This is a genomic window from Pseudomonas sp. JH-2 (genome assembly GCF_036231725.1).
Lineage (GTDB): Bacteria > Pseudomonadota > Gammaproteobacteria > Pseudomonadales > Pseudomonadaceae > Pseudomonas > Pseudomonas delhiensis.
Genome location: NZ_JAZAQP010000002.1, coordinates 152,799 through 168,842 on the forward strand (window position 1 = coordinate 152,799; position 16,044 = coordinate 168,842).

General features: G+C 64.1%; 13 protein-coding genes. 9 read left to right on the forward strand and 4 right to left on the reverse strand.

Annotated elements, in window-relative coordinates; all coding sequences use genetic code 11:
• Positions 1-75: 75 nt before the first annotated feature.
• The 4 genes from gyrB to dnaA are packed head-to-tail and all read right to left on the reverse strand — an operon-like array spanning position 76 to position 6,322.
• On the reverse strand, positions 76-2,496 hold the full coding sequence (gene gyrB / locus VV867_RS02200; protein WP_109935341.1) for a DNA topoisomerase (ATP-hydrolyzing) subunit B: 2,421 nt from the start codon (positions 2,494-2,496) through the stop codon (positions 76-78).
• Positions 2,493-3,599: a DNA replication/repair protein RecF gene (gene recF, locus VV867_RS02205; RefSeq protein ID WP_109935340.1), complete on the reverse strand. Its 1,107-nt coding sequence runs from the start codon at positions 3,597-3,599 to the stop codon at positions 2,493-2,495. Before recF ends, gyrB begins: the two co-directional genes overlap by 4 nt.
• A gap of 10 nt (positions 3,600-3,609) precedes the next feature.
• Complete coding sequence (dnaN, locus tag VV867_RS02210; RefSeq protein ID WP_109935339.1) at positions 3,610-4,716, reverse strand: DNA polymerase III subunit beta; 1,107 nt, start codon at positions 4,714-4,716, stop codon at positions 3,610-3,612.
• A gap of 37 nt (positions 4,717-4,753) precedes the next feature.
• Positions 4,754-6,322 carry a chromosomal replication initiator protein DnaA gene (dnaA, locus tag VV867_RS02215; protein WP_275628150.1) on the reverse strand — a complete coding sequence of 523 codons (1,569 nt, stop codon included), beginning with the start codon at positions 6,320-6,322 and terminating at the stop codon, positions 4,754-4,756.
• A 540-nt stretch (positions 6,323-6,862) separates the two neighbouring features.
• On the opposite strand from dnaA, the gene rpmH reads away from it, so the two are divergent.
• From rpmH to VV867_RS02260, 9 genes are all read left to right on the forward strand, one after another.
• Entirely contained in the window at positions 6,863-6,997 is a 135-nt protein-coding gene (gene rpmH / locus VV867_RS02220) for a 50S ribosomal protein L34 (protein ID WP_003100258.1), read from the forward strand.
• A gap of 14 nt (positions 6,998-7,011) precedes the next feature.
• Complete coding sequence (rnpA, locus tag VV867_RS02225; protein ID WP_074980762.1) at positions 7,012-7,419, forward strand: ribonuclease P protein component; 408 nt, start codon at positions 7,012-7,014, stop codon at positions 7,417-7,419.
• The gene (gene yidD, locus VV867_RS02230) at positions 7,412-7,660 is read left to right on the forward strand and encodes a membrane protein insertion efficiency factor YidD (RefSeq protein WP_043270141.1); all 249 of its coding nucleotides are present in this window, start codon (positions 7,412-7,414) and stop codon (positions 7,658-7,660) included. The genes rnpA and yidD overlap by 8 nt, the downstream gene beginning before the upstream one ends.
• A gap of 2 nt (positions 7,661-7,662) precedes the next feature.
• Complete coding sequence (gene yidC, locus VV867_RS02235) at positions 7,663-9,411, forward strand: membrane protein insertase YidC (RefSeq protein ID WP_109935338.1); 1,749 nt, start codon at positions 7,663-7,665, stop codon at positions 9,409-9,411.
• Between the two features lie 67 nt (positions 9,412-9,478).
• Positions 9,479-10,846 carry a tRNA uridine-5-carboxymethylaminomethyl(34) synthesis GTPase MnmE gene (mnmE, locus tag VV867_RS02240; protein ID WP_109935337.1) on the forward strand — a complete coding sequence of 456 codons (1,368 nt, stop codon included), beginning with the start codon at positions 9,479-9,481 and terminating at the stop codon, positions 10,844-10,846.
• A 198-nt stretch (positions 10,847-11,044) separates the two neighbouring features.
• Positions 11,045-12,088 (forward strand): PDDEXK nuclease domain-containing protein, encoded by a 1,044-nt coding sequence (locus tag VV867_RS02245; protein ID WP_275628152.1) that lies wholly within the window; start codon positions 11,045-11,047, stop codon positions 12,086-12,088.
• A gap of 605 nt (positions 12,089-12,693) precedes the next feature.
• Positions 12,694-14,586 (forward strand): tRNA uridine-5-carboxymethylaminomethyl(34) synthesis enzyme MnmG, encoded by a 1,893-nt coding sequence (gene mnmG, locus VV867_RS02250; RefSeq protein WP_328565528.1) that lies wholly within the window; start codon positions 12,694-12,696, stop codon positions 14,584-14,586.
• Positions 14,586-15,260 (forward strand): 16S rRNA (guanine(527)-N(7))-methyltransferase RsmG, encoded by a 675-nt coding sequence (gene rsmG / locus VV867_RS02255; protein WP_109935334.1) that lies wholly within the window; start codon positions 14,586-14,588, stop codon positions 15,258-15,260. The genes mnmG and rsmG overlap by 1 nt, the downstream gene beginning before the upstream one ends.
• Positions 15,253-16,041 (forward strand): ParA family protein, encoded by a 789-nt coding sequence (locus VV867_RS02260; protein ID WP_109935333.1) that lies wholly within the window; start codon positions 15,253-15,255, stop codon positions 16,039-16,041. The genes rsmG and VV867_RS02260 overlap by 8 nt, the downstream gene beginning before the upstream one ends.
• Positions 16,042-16,044 lie beyond the last annotated feature (3 nt).

The following is a 16,044-nucleotide window of genomic DNA, read 5'->3' on the forward strand; positions in this document are numbered from 1 at the left end:
GAGCAGAACGGGAGCTAACGTTTACCAGAATATCCGTTCAACGTTGTCAGAACCGGAATGCCCCAATTACATCGATCAAACGTCCAGGTTCGACACCGCCAGGGCGTTGCTTTCGATGAAGTCGCGGCGCGGCTCCACGGCATCGCCCATCAGGGTGTTGAAGATCTGGTCGGCGGCGATGGCATCCTCGATGGTCACCTTCAGCATGCGGCGGACGTTCGGGTCCATGGTGGTTTCCCACAGCTGGTCCGGGTTCATCTCACCGAGGCCTTTGTATCGCTGGATGCTGTGGCGCTTGGTGCCTTCGGCCATCAGCCACTCGAGCGCGTCCTTGAAGCTGGAGACCGGCTTCTTGCGCTCGCCCTTCTGCACGTAGGCGCCTTCTTCCATCAGGCTGTTCAGCTTGGCGCCCAGCTCGGTGACCGAGCGGTAGTCGTTGCTGGCGAAGAAGTCGCGGTTGAAGGTGACGTAGTTGGACAGGCCGTGGGCGATCATCTCCACCTCCGGCAGCCACAGGTGGCGCTCGCGATCCTCGCGCAGGCTGGCGGTGTAGGTCAGGCCGGACTTCTCGGAGGTCTTCAGGCGCGCCTGGTACTGTTCCAGCCAGGCCTGCATGGCGGCCTGGTCGCCCAGTTGCTCGACGTCGATGCGCGGCAGGTAGACGAAGTGCTCGGTCAGGTCCTGCGGGTACAGGCGCGACAGGCGGGAGAGGGTACGCATGACGGTGCGGTACTCGTTGACCAGCTTCTCCAGCGCCTCGCCGGACAGGCCCGGGGCGCTTTCGTTGACGTGCACGCTGGCGTCCTCGAGGGCCGACTGGGTCATGTATTCCTCCATGGCCACGTCGTCCTTGATGTACTGCTCCTGCTTGCCTTTCTTCACCTTGTACAGCGGCGGCTGGGCGATGTAGATGTAGCCGCGCTCGACCAGCTCGGGGAGCTGGCGGAAGAAGAAGGTCAGCAGCAGGGTGCGGATGTGCGAACCGTCGACGTCAGCATCGGTCATGATGATGATGTTGTGGTAGCGCAGCTTGTCGATGTTGTACTCCTCGCGCCCGATGCCGCAGCCCAGCGCGGTGATCAGGGTGCCCACCTCCTGGGAGGAGAGCATCTTGTCGAAGCGAGCCTTCTCGACGTTGAGGATCTTGCCCTTGAGCGGCAGGATCGCCTGGGTCTTGCGGTTGCGGCCCTGCTTGGCAGAACCGCCCGCGGAGTCACCCTCCACTATGTAGAGTTCGGAGAGGGCGGGGTCCTTCTCCTGGCAGTCGGCGAGCTTGCCCGGCAGGCCGGCGATGTCCAGCGCGCCCTTGCGGCGGGTCATCTCGCGGGCCTTGCGCGCGGCCTCACGGGCGCGGGCGGCGTCGATCATCTTGCCGACCACGGCCTTGGCCTCGTTGGGGTTCTCCAGCAGGAAGTCGGCGAAGTACTTGCCCATCTCCTGTTCCACCGCGGTCTTCACCTCGGAGGACACCAGCTTGTCCTTGGTCTGCGAGCTGAACTTCGGATCCGGCACCTTCACCGAGATGATCGCGGTCAGGCCTTCACGGGCGTCGTCGCCGGTGGTGGCGATCTTGTACTTCTTCGCCAGGCCTTCCTGCTCGATGTAGTTGTTCAGGTGGCGGGTGAGGGCGGAGCGGAAGCCCGCCAGGTGAGTGCCACCGTCACGCTGCGGAATGTTGTTGGTGAAGCAGAGGATGTTCTCGTTGAAGCTGTCGTTCCACTGCAGGGCGACTTCCACGCCAACGCCGTCTTCTTCGCGCTGGGTGTTGAAGTGGAACACCTGGTTGACGATGTTCTTGTTGGTGTTCAGGTACTCGACGAAGGCGCGCAGGCCCCCTTCGTACTTGAACAGCTCCTCCTTGCCGGTGCGCTCGTCGCGCAGCAGGATGCCCACGCCGGAGTTGAGGAAGGACAGCTCACGGATGCGCTTGGCCAGGATGTCCCAACTGAAGTGGATGCTGGTGAAGGTCTCGTCGGAGGCCTTGAAATGCACCTCGGTACCCGAGCCATCGGTCTCGCCCACCGGGCGCAGGGGGAACTGCGGTACGCCGTGGCGGTAGATCTGCTCCCAGACCTTGCCTTCGCGGCGGATGGTCAGGCGCAGTTCCTCGGAGAGCGCGTTCACCACGGACACACCCACGCCGTGCAGGCCACCGGACACCTTGTAGGAGTTGTCGTCGAACTTACCGCCGGCGTGCAGCACGGTCATGATGACCTCGGCTGCGGAAACCCCTTCTTCCTTGTGGATATCGACAGGAATGCCACGGCCGTTGTCGCGGACGGTGATCGATTCATCGGTGTGGATGGTGACGCTGATCTCGCTGCAGTAGCCAGCCAGGGCTTCGTCGATCGAGTTGTCCAGCACCTCGAACACCATGTGGTGCAGGCCGGTGCCATCGTCCGTGTCGCCGATGTACATGCCCGGACGCTTGCGTACCGCGTCCAGCCCCTTCAGCACCTTGATGCTGTTAGAGTCGTACGTGTTGTTCTCGCTCATTCTTCACTCCCGAGGGTGGTCTGAGAGACATGCCCATGTTCCACGTGGAACATCGCAACCGGCGTGTCCGTTCGCCAGCTGTCCTTCAATGGTTCAGGGTCGACGCAGGTGATGAATACCTGGCAACCCAAATCTTCAAGCAACCGGCACAACGAACGCCGGTGCTTTTCGTCGAGTTCCGAGGGCAGGTCGTCCACCAGGTAGACGCACTGGCCTCGCTTGGCCTGATTGATCAGGTGCCCCTGGGCAATACGCAGGGCGCAGACTACGAGTTTCTGCTGCCCCCGCGACAGGATATCTGCCGCGTTATGCCCGCCCAGGCGAATTCGTAGATCGGCCCGTTGCGGCCCAGCCTGGGTGTGCCCCATCTGCTGGTCGCGCAACAAGCTGCCATTCAATACTTCGCCCAGCTCGCGATCCTTGTCCCAGCCGCGGTAATAACTGAGGGTGAGCTGGTCCAACTGGATCAGCTCGCCCAGCGTCTGTTCGAAGACCGGTTTGAGCGTCTGGATATAGGACCGCCGATAGCCATCGATTTCGTCGCTGGCACTGCACAATTCGCGGTCCCAGGCAGCCTGCGAAGCACCGTCCAGTCTACCATGTCGGAGCCACGAGTTCCGCTGGCGCAGCGCCTTCTGCAGCCGCTGCCAGGCGACCATGAAGCGTTGTTCCACGTGGAACACACCCCAGTCGAGGAACTGCCGGCGAATCTTCGGAGCCCCCTCCAATAGACGGAAGCTGTCCGGGTTGATCAGTTGCAACGGCAAGGTTTCCGCCAGCTGGGCGGTGCTGCGTGCATTCTGGCCGTCAATGCGAATCTGGAACTCGCCCTGGCGCTCCCGGGAAATCCCGAGGTTGCTGGTCATGCCATTGGCCAGCTGGACCTGGCCGAAGACGGTGCAGGCGGCCTGTTCGTACTGGATGACCGGTTGCAGGCGCTGGCTGCGGAAGGAGCGGGCGAGGCCGAGCAGGTGGACGGCTTCGAGCACGCTGGTCTTGCCGCTGCCGTTTTCGCCGTAGAGGATGTTGATACGAGGGGAGGGGGAGAAGGTCACCGGGTGCAGGTTGCGCACCGCGGTGACCGAGACGCGGGTCAGTGACATTCAGTGAAGGTCAGAGACGCATCGGCATGACGACGTAGGCGGAGTCGTCGTTGTCGGCTTCCTGCAGCAGGGCGCTGCTGTTGGCGTCGGAGAGGATCATGCGAACCTGCTCGGTGCCCATCACGCCCAGTACGTCCAGCAGGTAGCTGACGTTGAAGCCGATTTCCAGGCTGCTGCCGTTATAGTCGACCTGCACTTCTTCTTCCGCTTCCTCCTGCTCCGGGTTGTTCGCCTGGATTTTCAGCAGGCCGGAGGTCAGTTGCAGGCGAATGCCGCGGTACTTCTCGTTGGAGAGGATCGCAGTACGGCTGAAGGCCTCGCGCAGCAGCTGGCGGTCACCGATCACCAGCTTGTCGCCGCCCTTGGGCAGCACGCGCTCGTAGTCGGGGAACTTGCCGTCCACCAGCTTGGAGGTGAAGGTGAACTCGCCGGTGGTGGCGCGGATGTGGTGCTGGCCGAGGACGATGTCCACCTGGCCGTCCTGCTCGGTGAGCAGACGCGCCAGTTCCAGGATGCCCTTGCGCGGCACGATGACCTGATGGCGGTCCTGGGCCTCCGGCACGCCGCCGCTGAAGGAGCACATGGCCAGGCGGTGGCCGTCGGTGGCCACGGCACGCAGGGTGCCGTTGGACACTTCCAGCAGCATGCCGTTGAGGTAGTAGCGAACGTCCTGCTGGGCCATGGCGAAGCTGGTGCGGTCGATCAGGCGGCGCAGCTTGCTCTGCACCAGGCTGAAGGTCAGCGAGCCCGGGCCTTCCTCGACGGTGGGGAAGTCGTTGGCCGGCAGGGTGGACAGGGTGAAGCGGCTACGGCCGGCCTTGACCAGCAGCTTCTGCTCGTCGACACGGATGTCGATCAGCGCATCGCTGGGCAGGCTCTTGCAGATGTCCATGAGCTTGCGCGCCGGGACGGTGATTTCGCCCGGTTCGGCCGGCTCTTCCAGGGTGACGCGGCCAACCAGTTCGACCTCGAGGTCGGTACCGGTCAGCGACAGCTGCTGGCCCTGGACCACCAGCAGCACGTTGGAAAGAACCGGCAGCGTCTGGCGGCGCTCGACCACACCAGCGACCAGTTGCAGGGGTTTCAACAGAGCTTCGCGTTGAATGGTGAAATGCATGGTCTAATCCCTTGCCTCGTGGGGCTGCAGCTTGGCCTCAGGTGGTCAGCGTACGCAGCAGGTTCTTGTAGTCCTCGCGGATGTCCGCGTCGGATTCCTTCAATTGAGCGATCTTACGACAGGCGTGCAGCACCGTGGTGTGGTCCCGACCACCGAAAGCCACACCGATTTCCGGCAGGCTGTGGTTGGTCAGTTCCTTGGACAGGGCCATGGCCACCTGGCGCGGACGCGCCACCGAGCGCGAACGGCGCTTGGACAGCAGGTCGGCGATCTTGATCTTGTAGTACTCGGCGACGGTGCGCTGGATGTTGTCGATGCTGACCAGCTTGTCCTGCAGGGCCAGCAGGTCCTTCAGCGACTCGCGGATCAGCTCGATGGTGATCGGCCGGCCCATGAAGTGGGAGTGGGCGATCACCCTTTTCAGGGCACCCTCAAGCTCGCGCACGTTGGAACGGATGCGCTGGGCGATGAAGAAGGCCGCGTCGTGCGGCAACTCCACCTTCGCCTGCTCGGCCTTCTTCATCAGAATGGCCACGCGGGTTTCCAGCTCCGGCGGCTCCACCGCCACCGTCAGGCCCCAGCCGAAGCGCGATTTCAGCCGCTCTTCCAGGCCTTCGATCTCCTTCGGGTAGCGGTCGCTGGTGAGGATCACCTGCTGGCCGCCTTCGAGCAGGGCGTTGAAGGTGTGGAAGAACTCTTCCTGGGAACGCTCCTTGCGGGCGAAGAACTGGATGTCGTCGATCAGCAGGGCATCCACCGAGCGGTAGAAGCGCTTGAACTCGTTGATGGCGTTCAGCTGCAGGGCCTTGACCATGTCTGCGACGAAGCGCTCCGAATGCAGGTACACGACCTTGGCGTTCGGGTTCTTCTTCAGCAGGTGGTTGCCCACGGCGTGCATCAGGTGCGTCTTGCCCAGGCCCACGCCCCCATAAAGGAAGAGCGGGTTGTAGCCGTGCTTGAGGTTGTCCGCCACCTGCCAGGCCGCGGCACGGGCCAGTTGGTTGGACTTGCCCTCGACGAAGTTCTCGAAGGTGAAGGTGCGGTTCAGGTAGCTGGTGTGCTTGAGCGCGCCTTCCACCTGCACGTTGCGCTCGGTGCGCACCGCGGGCGCCGAGGGCATGGCGGCGACGGCGGCGAGCGGGTCGATGCTCGGGCTGGACTCGTCGATGTCGGGCATCGGCTCCTGCACGTTGAGCTGCATCTGCTGCACCCGGCTGGCCGCTTCGGCCTGGGCGGGGGCCTCGGCCTGGTAGGCCTGGGCCTTGGCGGCGCGCACCTGCGCCGGCGACGGCGGCGGGGTGATGGTCGGCGCGGGCATCGCATGGCTCTGCGGCATCAGCGCAGGGCGCGGGGCTCGGCTGCGGCGGCTGCCGATGAGCAGCGAAAGGGCGGGAATCTGCCCATTGCCGCGTTCACCCAGCAGTTCGAGCAGACGCCCCATGTATTTTTCGTTGACCCAGTCCAACACGAAACGGTTCGGTGCGTAGACACGCAGCTCCTCGCCCTCGGCCTCGACCTGCAGCGGCCGGATCCAGGTGTTGAATTGCTGGGATGGCAGCTCGTCGCGGAGCAATTCCACGCACTGCTGCCAGAGTTCCACGGACACGGGTATCCCCCAGGATTTGGAAAGGAATGGAACGAAAAGGAAAGCGCAATTGTAGCCGTGCGCTACGGACTTATCCACATGAGAAATCAACAAGTGGGCAAGCAAAATCAAGGTGTTAATGATGGCATATGGCGATGGCCGGCGCACCCTGAAAGTTGTGGATAACCCCTGCATCGACCCAGGGATGGATGGGGGTGGAAAGCTGTTGAAAACCATCGCTGTGGACAAACAGGTCTTTCTTCCCCAGATTATCCACCGCAGCTGCACAGGAGGGTCACCGCTTCTCGACACCTTCATGAAATCCGCCATGGCCCGCAAACAGTGGCCAGAATTGACTTATCCACAGATTTGGCGGCGCCCTATAACAGTCGCTTTCACTATCCTTTAAAGACCTTTTCTCCCTGTCTTTTATTTCAGCGCAATTCCACTGGGCGATTCCGGCTGGTTGGAAATTGACCTGACTCGGGGTTTTCACTAGAATCGCCCGTCTCTTTAAACGGGGTCCCTGCGACCTCAGGTCATCAATCCAGGTACCGAACAATGAAACGTACTTTCCAACCCAGCACTCTCAAGCGCGCTCGCGTCCACGGTTTCCGCGCTCGCATGGCCACCAAGAACGGCCGTCAGGTTCTGTCGCGTCGTCGCGCCAAGGGCCGCAAGCGTCTGACCGTCTGATTCGCCCGGCACAGGTGGTGAGTCGAGGATTCGACCGGGAAAAGCGTCTTCTGACAGCCCGGCATTTCACAGCGGTCTTCGACTCCCCCAGCGCCAAGGTTCCCGGTAAGCATGTCCTGCTGCTGGCGCGCGAAAACGCTCTGGATCACCCCCGCCTCGGCCTGGTGATCGGCAAGAAGAACGTCAAGCTCGCCGTCGAGCGCAACCGCCTCAAACGCCTGATCCGCGAATCGTTCCGGCACAACCAGGAAGCCCTGGCCGGCCTGGACATCGTGGTCATTGCGCGCAAGGGGTTGGGTGAATTGCAGAACCCCGAACTGCACCAGCAATTCGGCAAGCTCTTCAAACGCCTGCTGCGCAACCGACCCCGGCCGGAAAGCGCAACCGAACCTCCGGGGGTCGCCGACAGTTCCCATGCGTAGACTGGCGCTGCTTCTCATCCAGTTTTACCGCTACGCCATCAGCCCCTTGATGGCCAGTCACTGTCGCTTTCACCCCAGCTGCTCCTGCTACGCGTACGAAGCCATCGAACACCATGGCTTCCTGCGCGGCGGCTGGCTGGCCCTGCGTCGCCTGGGCCGCTGCCATCCCTGGCATCCCGGTGGCTATGATCCCGTGCCGCCCGCCACTTCCAAGCATCGCCCATCCTCGACGGCCGAGTAACCATGGACATCAAACGCTCGATCCTCATCGTCGCCCTGGCTATCGTGTCCTATGCGCTGGTTCTCCAGTGGAACAAGGACTACGGTCAGCCCGAACTGCCGGCCCAGACCGCGTCGTTCAACCAACAGTCCCAGGGCCTGCCGGATACGTCCGTGCCTGCCACCGGCACTGCCAGCGCCGACGTACCGACCGCCCAGAGCGGCGAAACCGGGCTGCCCAGCGCCCAGCAACCAGCAGCCGCCAACGGCCAGCTGATCCAGGTGAAGACCGACGTCCTCGACCTGGCCATCGACCCCCGTGGCGGTGACGTGGTGCAACTGGGCCTGACCCAGTACCCGATGCGCCAGGATCGCCCGGACCTGCCCTTCGCCCTGTTCGAGCATGGCCAGCGCACCTACCTCGCGCAGAGCGGCCTGACCGGCACCGACGGTCCGGACGCCGCCGTCGCCGGCCGCCCGCTGTACAGCAGTACCAAGACCCAGTACCAGCTGGCCGACGGCCAGGACCAACTGGTGGTCGACCTGAACTTCGCCCGCGATGGCGTCAGCTACATCAAGCGCTTCACCTTCCACCGCGGCCTGAAGACCGACTGCAGCGACAAGGAAAAGGCGCAGAAGAAGCTCGACTGCATCAACCCGAACGCCTACCAGATCGACGTCACCTACCTGGTCGACAACCAGAGCGGCAAGCCCTGGAGCGCTTCGCTGTTCGCCCAGCTCAAGCGCGACGCCAGCGCCGACCCGTCGTCCACCACCGCCACCGGCGTGTCTACCTATCTGGGCGCAGCGGTCTGGACCCCGGAGAAGCCCTACGTGAAGGTGTCCATGAAAGACATGGACAAGGAACCCTTCAAGCAGAGCCTGCAGGGCGGCTGGGTAGCCTGGCTGCAGCACTACTTCGTCACGGCCTGGGTGCCCGCCAAGGGCGACACTCACAACGTGATGACCCGCAAGGACCCCCAGGGCAACTACATCGTCGGCTTCACCGGCCCGACCCTGAGCGTGCCCGCCGGCGCCAAGGGCGAGACCAGCCTGACCCTGTATGCCGGTCCCAAGCTGCAGAAGTACCTGGGTGAGCTGTCCCCGGGCCTGGAGCTGACCGTCGACTACGGCCCGCTGTGGTTCATCGCCCAGCCGATCTTCTGGCTGCTGCAACATATCCACGGCCTGGTCGGCAACTGGGGCTGGTCGATCATCCTGCTGACCGTCGTCATCAAGCTGGCCTTCTTCCCGCTGTCCGCCGCCAGCTACAAGTCGATGGCGCGCATGCGTGCCGTCTCGCCGAAGATGGCAGCGATCAAGGAACAGCACGGTGACGATCGCCAGAAGATGTCCCAGGCGATGATGGAGCTGTACAAGAAGGAGAAGATCAACCCGCTGGGCGGCTGCCTGCCGATCCTGGTGCAGATGCCGGTGTTCCTCTCCCTCTACTGGGTACTGCTGGAAAGCGTGGAGATGCGCCAGGCCCCGTGGCTGGGGTGGATCACCGACCTCTCGGTGAAGGATCCGTTCTTCATCCTGCCGATCGTCATGGGCGCCACCATGCTGGTCCAGCAGATGCTCAACCCGACCCCGCCGGATCCCATGCAGGCCAAGGTGATGAAGCTGATGCCGATCATCTTCACCTTCTTCTTCCTGTGGTTCCCGGCCGGCCTGGTGCTGTACTGGGTGGTCAACAACTGCCTGTCCATCGCCCAGCAGTGGTACATTACCCGGCAGATCGAAGGCGCGAGCAAGGCCAAGACCGCCTGACGCCACGCTCTCGGCCCAGCCTACAGAACGCCCCCTCGTGGGGCGTTCTGCTATCCGGAGGAAAGCCATGAACGCAGCCCGTGAAACCATCGCCGCCGTCGCCACCGCCCAGGGCCGGGGCGGCGTCGGCATCGTCCGCGTCTCCGGGTCCCGGGCGCTGCCCATCGCCATCAGCCTCAGCGGCCGCGAGCCGCAGCCGCGCTTCGCCCACTACGGGCCCTTCTACGACGACGAAGGCGAGGTGATCGACGAAGGCCTGCTGCTGTTCTTCCGCGGCCCCAACTCCTTCACCGGCGAGGACGTGGTGGAGCTGCACGGCCATGGCGGCCCGGTGGTGCTCGACATGCTCCTGCAGCGCTGCCTGGAACTGGGCTCGCGCCAGGCCCGCCCCGGCGAGTTCAGCGAGCGCGCCTTCCTCAACGACAAGCTCGACCTGGCCCAGGCCGAGGCCATCGCCGACCTCATCGAAGCCAGCTCGGCCCAGGCCGCGCGCAATGCCGTGCGCTCGCTGCAGGGCGAGTTCTCGCGGCGCGTGCACCAGCTCACCGAACAGCTGATCCAGCTGCGCATCTACGTCGAGGCGGCCATCGACTTCCCCGAGGAGGAAATCGACTTCCTGGCCGATGGCCACGTGCTGTCGCAGCTCGACAAGGTCCGCGCGGAACTCGCTGGCGTCCTGCGCGAAGCCGGCCAGGGCGCGCTGCTGCGCGACGGCATGACGGTGGTGATCGCCGGCCGGCCCAATGCCGGCAAGTCCAGCCTGCTCAACGCCCTGGCCGGGCGCGAGGCGGCGATCGTCACCGATATCGCCGGCACCACCCGCGACGTGCTGCGCGAACATATCCACATCGACGGCATGCCGCTGCACGTCGTGGACACCGCCGGCCTGCGCGACACCGAGGACCATGTGGAAAAGATTGGCGTGGAACGCGCGCTCAAGGCCATCGGCGAAGCCGACCGGGTGTTGCTGGTGATCGACTCCACCGCGCCGGAAGCCGCCGACCCCTTCGCCCTCTGGCCGGAATTCCTCGACGAGCGCCCGGACCCGGCGCGGGTCACGCTGATCCGCAACAAGGCCGACTTATCCACAAGCCCGGTGGGCATCGAGGAAAGCGCCGACGGCCACGTCACCCTGACTCTCTCCGCGCGATCCGGCGAAGGCCTGGACCTGCTGCGCGAACACCTGAAGGCCTGCATGGGCTTCGAACAGACCGCCGAAAGCAGCTTCAGCGCCCGCCGCCGCCACCTGGAAGCGCTGCGCCAGGCCGGGCAGCACCTCGACCACGGCCACGCCCAGCTGCTGCTCGCCGGCGCCGGGGAACTGCTGGCCGAGGACCTGCGCCATGCCCAGCAGGCCCTGGGGGAGATCACCGGGGCGTTCAGCTCCGATGACCTGCTGGGGCGGATCTTCTCCAGCTTCTGCATCGGGAAGTGATGTAGCGCCGGACCTGCTGCGGCTCTACCGCATGCAAGCGAGGCCTTTGAGAAAATTCTGGCTACATCCAGGAAAGCAAGAAGGGAACAGTGCGAGATAGTCGCCACACTGCCGGCAGCGTGGCGCGATGTGACGATCATGCGGATGCCGAAGCTGTGGATATCTGAATGAGCGCCCTCCGAAGGGAGTGACATCGCCATGACCGACAAGCCGACCTCCCTTTCCACCGCCCCGCAAGGCTATGCCGACTGGCTGGTCGACGTTAAGAGCCGCATCCACGCTGCGCAACAGCGCGCCACGCTGGCGGTCAACCGCGAACTGGTGCAGCTCTATTGGCAGATCGGCCGCGATATCCTGCAACGGCAGGCGAAGCAGGGATGGGGAGCCAAGGTGATCGACAGGCTGGCCCAGGACCTGCGATCGGCCTTTCCGGACATGAAGGGCTTTTCCCTGCGCAATCTCAAATATATGCGGGCCTTTGCCGAGGCCTGGCCGGATGAGTCATTTGTGCAAGAGGTGCTTGCACAATTGCCCTGGTACCACCACCTGGCGCTGCTGGATAAGCTACCCGGGCCCGAAACCCGTAAGTGGTATGCGGCCAAGGCAATCGAGCACAACTGGTCGCGCAACGTGCTGGTGATGCAGATCGAAGCCGGTCTGCTGGAACGAACCGGCAAGGCCGTGACCAACTTCGGGGCCCACCTGCCCAAGGCGCAATCCGACCTGGCCACCGAGTCGCTGAAAGACCCGTACCGCTTCGATTTTCTGGGGCTTGGCGAACAGGCGCAGGAGCGCGAGATCGAGCAGGCACTGGTGCGACACGTCACCGACTTCCTGCTGGAACTGGGCGCGGGCTTTGCCTTCGTCGGCCGGCAGGTGCCGCTGGAGGTAGGCGGCGAGGAGTTCTTCATCGACCTGCTGTTCTATCACCTCAAACTGCGCTGCTACGTGGTGATAGAGCTGAAGGCGGGCAAGTTCAAGCCGGACCACCTGGGGCAACTGAGCTTCTACCTGACGGCTGTGGATCGCCAGGTGAAGAACGAACACGACAGCCCCACCATCGGCCTGCTGTTGTGCAAGAGCCATAACAAGGTAGTGGCCGAATACGCCCTGGGCGACAAGTCGCAGCCCATGGGCATTGCCGAATACAAGCTGCTGCAATCGCTGCCGGAAGCACTTCGGACCAGCCTGCCCACGATCGAGCAGATCGAGCGGGAACTCGGCGGCCACTCCGGGGAATGATCGGCATCTGAGGAAGACTCTACCAACGAGTCGATCTTCAACTCGAACCTTCTCTTATCCACATCACGCATCCCCTGTGGATGATGTGTGCAAGCCCCCCTTTTCCCCATCTTTTTTTCAACCAGGTGTGGACAGCGCCCAAGCTAAAAAGACGCACAGTCCCCACGAAATCTAGCCTGCAAGGGTCTATACACACGCCACCTGAACCCTGTGGAAAACTACCGTATAGGTCCGTAGACAACCCGGTGGCCAAACCCGGGGATAACCGCCCTGTGTATAACCATGCATTCCATACACAGGTGTTCAACCGTAAATGCCCCGCTTCCCGACACCTTCGGCACAGGCTTATCCTTGGCTGTAAATATCGTCGCAGAAGGGCTCGACCCACTTATCCACAAAAAATGTCCACACCAAACATAATCACTAGCTCTAAAAAGATTTAAAAATTCCCTCTCTCTTTTTTTTGTGAATGAAGCATTCCCCGGTGTGACACCCGAAAGGCCGATTGGCTACTTTTCATACAGGTCCCTTCAATCGGCAGGGCTAACCCCCTATACTGTGCGGCTCTCTTTTTCTTTCCCTGATCGACAGGCACGAGGTGCGTGGTGGATTTCCCTTCCCGTTTTGACGTGATAGTGATCGGCGGTGGCCATGCCGGCACGGAGGCCGCGCTGGCGGCCGCACGCATGGGCGTGAAGACCCTGCTGCTCACCCACAATGTGGAAACCCTGGGCCAGATGAGCTGCAACCCGGCCATCGGCGGCATCGGCAAGAGCCACCTGGTCAAGGAAATCGATGCCCTGGGCGGGGCCATGGCCCGCGCCACCGACAAGGGCGGCATCCAGTTCCGCGTGCTCAACAGCCGCAAGGGCCCTGCCGTGCGCGCCACCCGTGCCCAGGCCGACCGCGTGCTGTACAAGGCGGCGGTCCGCGAGATCCTGGAAAACCAGCCGAACCTGTGGATATTCCAGCAGGCCTGCGACGACCTGATCGTCGAGCAGGACCAGGTGCGCGGCGTGGTGACCCAGATGGGGCTGAAATTCCACGCCGACCAGGTGGTACTGACCGCAGGCACCTTCCTCGGCGGACTTATCCACATCGGCCTGCAGAACTACTCCGGCGGCCGCGCCGGTGACCCGCCGGCCATCGCCCTGGCCAAGCGCCTGCGCGAGCTGCCGCTGCGCGTCGGCCGGCTGAAGACCGGCACGCCGCCGCGCATCGACGGCCGCAGCGTCGATTTCTCGGTGATGACCGAACAGCCCGGCGACACCCCGATCCCGGTGATGTCCTTCCTCGGCTCGAAGGAAGAACACCCGCGCCAGGTCAGCTGCTGGATCACCCACACCAACGCGCGCACCCACGAGATCATCGCCAGCAACCTCGACCGCTCGCCGATGTACTCCGGGGTCATCGAGGGCATCGGCCCGCGCTACTGCCCGTCGATCGAGGACAAGATCCATCGCTTCGCCGACAAGGACAGCCACCAGGTCTTCCTCGAACCCGAAGGCCTGACCACCCACGAGCTGTACCCCAACGGCATCTCCACCTCGCTGCCGTTCGACGTGCAGTTGGAGATCGTCCGCTCGATCCGCGGCATGGAGAACGCCCATATCGTTCGCCCGGGCTACGCCATCGAGTACGACTATTTCGACCCGCGCGACCTGAAGTACAGCCTGGAGACCAAGGTCATCGGCGGCCTGTTCTTCGCCGGCCAGATCAACGGCACCACCGGCTACGAAGAGGCTGGCGCCCAGGGCCTGCTCGCCGGCGCCAACGCCGCGCTGCGCGCCCAGGGCCGCGAGGCCTGGTGCCCGCGCCGCGACGAGGCGTACATCGGCGTGCTGGTCGACGACCTGATCACCCTGGGCACCCAGGAGCCCTACCGCATGTTCACCTCGCGCGCCGAGTACCGGCTGATCCTGCGCGAGGACAACGCCGACCTGCGCCTGACCGAGAAGGGCCGCGAGCTGGGCCTGGTGGACGACCGCCGCTGGGCGGCCTTCGAGGCCAAGCGCGAAGGCATCGAGCGTGAAGAGCAGCGCCTGAAGAGCACCTGGGTGCGGCCGAACACCCCGCAGGGCGACGCCATCGCCGAGCGCTTCGGCACCCCGCTGGCCCACGAGTACAACCTGCTCAACCTGCTGGCCCGCCCGGAAATCGACTACGCCAGCCTGGCCGAGGTGACCGGCGCCGGCGCCGAGGACGCGCAGGTCGCCGAGCAGGTGGAGATCCGCACCAAGTACGCCGGCTACATCGACCGCCAGCAGGAAGAGATCGCCCGCCTGCGCGCCAGCGAGGACACCTGCCTGCCTGTGGATATCGACTACACGAGCATTTCCGGGCTCTCCAAGGAGATCCAGAACAAGCTCGGCCAGGCTCGCCCGGAGACCCTCGGCCAGGCCGGCCGCATCCCCGGCGTCACCCCCGCGGCCATCTCGCTGCTGCTGATCCACCTGAAGAAACGCGCCACCGGCCGCCAACTGGAGCAGAGCGCCTGATGTCCCAGGTCACCCAAGCCCACGCCGACGAGCTCGTGCGTGGCGCCGCGGCGCTCGGCGTCGAACTCGACGAAGCCGGCCGCCAGGGCCTGCTCGCCTACCTCGCCCTGCTGGCGAAGTGGAACAAGGCGTACAACCTCACCGCGGTGCGCGACGTCGACGAGATGGTCTCGCGCCACCTGCTCGACAGCCTGAGCGTCGTCCCGCACTTCCTCGCCGCCGGCGGCGAGCGCTGGCTGGACGTCGGCAGCGGCGGCGGCATGCCCGGCATCCCGCTGGCCATCCTGTTCCCGGACAAGCGCCTGACGCTGCTCGACAGCAACGGCAAGAAGACCCGCTTCCTCACCCAGGTGAAGCTGGAGCTGAAACTGCACAACCTGGAAGTTATCCACAGCCGGGTCGAGGCCTACCAGCCGGCCCAGGCATTCGACGGCATCGTCTCCCGGGCCTTCAGCAGCCTGGAAGACTTCTGCAACTGGACCCGCCACCTCGGCGACGGCAGTACGCGCTGGCTGGCGATGAAGGGCGTGCACCCGGCGCAGGAGCTTGCGGCACTCCCGGAAGATTTCCGGGTCGAAGCCGAGCACGCGCTCAGCGTGCCGGGTTGCCAAGGCCAGCGGCATCTGCTGATACTGCGCCGGAGCATGACGGGGACGGGGGAAAACCATGGCTAAGGTATTCGCGATCGCCAACCAGAAGGGCGGTGTCGGCAAGACCACCACCTGTATCAACCTCGCCGCCTCGCTGGTCGCCACCAAGCGCCGCGTGCTGCTGATCGACCTCGATCCACAGGGCAATGCCACCACCGGCAGCGGTGTGGATAAGTTGTCCCTGGAATACTCCATCTACGACGTGCTCACCGGCGAGGCCGACCTGGCCCAGGCCATGCAGTTCTCCGAGCACGGCGGCTACCAGATCCTCCCGGCCAACCGCGACCTCACCGCCGCGGAAGTGGTGCTGCTGGAGATGGACATGAAGGAGCACCGCCTGCGCCAGGCCCTGGCCCCGGTGCGCGAGAACTACGACTACATCCTCATCGACTGCCCGCCGTCGCTGTCGATGCTCACGGTCAACGCCCTTTCCGCCGCCGATGGGGTGATCATCCCCATGCAGTGCGAGTACTACGCCCTGGAAGGCCTGACCGACCTGATGAACAGCATCCAGCGCATCGCCGAGCGTCTGAATCCGACGCTGAGCATCGAGGGCCTGCTGCGGACCATGTACGATCCGCGCATCAGCCTGACCAACGACGTCAGCGCGCAGCTGCAGGAACACTTCGGCGACAAGCTCTACACCACCGTGATCCCGCGCAACGTGCGACTGGCCGAGGCACCCAGCTTCGGCATGCCGGCGCTGGTCTACGACAAGCAATCGCGCGGGGCCATGGCCTACCTGGCGCTGGCCGGCGAACTCGCGCGCCGACAGCGCGCCGCCCGCAAAGCCGCCACCGCATGACGA